Source organism: Fontimonas sp. FW305-C-3, from assembly GCF_058783185.1.
In genome coordinates this window covers 1-1,174 of sequence record NZ_JBYSYK010000010.1, presented here as the reverse complement: position 1 = coordinate 1,174, position 1,174 = coordinate 1, and the positions used below count along the sequence as shown (strand labels likewise).

Sequence of the window (1,174 nt, the reverse complement as noted above, 5' to 3'; positions counted from 1 at the left end):
CGACGTCCCCCCGCCTTGAGTAGCGGTGTTGTTCAGAGTCCAGGGTTTACTGTAACTGCCTTGCTGGCCAGCTGCTTCGCGTAGGCGGCGGGCGTCAGCCCGCCGAGTGCTTTCTTCGGTCTTTCCTCGTTGTATTCCCGTAGCCACGTTCTGATCACTACCTGTGCGTGGCGCAGGCTCGTGAACCAGTGTTCGTTCAGGCACTCGTCGCGGAAGCGACCGTTGAAAGATTCGATGTAGGCGTTCTGGTTTGGCTTGCCTGGATCGATCAGGCGCAGCAGCACGCCGTGACGATGCGCCCAGTTCAGCATCGCCTTGCCGGTGAACTCCTTGCCGTTGTCCGTGCGGATGACGCTAGGTCGGCCTCGCCGAGCGCAGACCTCGTCGAGGATGCGCGTCAGATGTTCTCCACCCATGCTGTGCTCGGGCACAACAGCGACCGCTTCGTGTGTCGCGTCGTCGACGATGGTCAGGCTTTTGATCACGCGGCCTGATGCAACTCGGTCGAACACAAAATCCATCGACCAGACTTCGTTGGCAGCACCGGGGCGAATAAGGGGTTGCCGATCTGTCGGCTGGATCTTCTTGCGCCGACGTCGACGAACCTGCAGTTTCTCCAGCGCATACAGCCGCTCGACGCGCTTGTGATTGACCTGCTGTCCGGCTTGGCGAAGCTTCAGGTAGATCATCTCCGCGCCGTAGCGGCGATGCCGCTGGGCCAGCGCCACGATCTCCTGACGCAGCTCAGCATTGCCGTCTGGCCGGGACGTATAGCGCAGCGCCGACGCGCTCATTCCAACGACCCGCAGCGCACGCCGCTCGGTCATCCCGCGCTCCTGCAGGATCCGCACCGCCTCGCGACGAGCCGGTGCGGTCACCACTTTTTTCGAAGAACTTCCTTCGTCGCCTCGTTTTCGAGCAGGGCTTCGGCCAGCAGCTTCTTCAGCCGGGTGTTCTCCGCTTCCAGGGCCTTGAGCCGCTTGGCATCAGTCACGTCCATGCCGCCGAACTTGCTGCGCCACAGGTAGTAGCTTGCCTCGGAGAAGCCGTGCCGCCGGCACAGATCCTTCAGCGGCAGGCCGGCATCGGCCTCCTTCAGAAAGCCAATGATCTGCTCTTCCGTATATCGCTTCTTCACGTCCAATCTCCTTGCTCATGGGATTGGACTCCAAAC

At 61.6% G+C, this 1,174-nt stretch carries 1 protein-coding gene; it reads right to left on the bottom strand.

What is annotated here, in order from left to right; all coding sequences use genetic code 11:
- Positions 1–32: 32 nt before the first annotated feature.
- Positions 33–1,138 (bottom strand): IS3 family transposase gene (locus tag AC3WUF_RS20945; RefSeq protein WP_492429342.1). Its coding sequence is split into 2 segments (ribosomal slippage): positions 33–880 and positions 880–1,138, totalling 1,107 coding nucleotides; the frame shifts between segments, so codons are not numbered across the junction.
- Positions 1,139–1,174 lie beyond the last annotated feature (36 nt).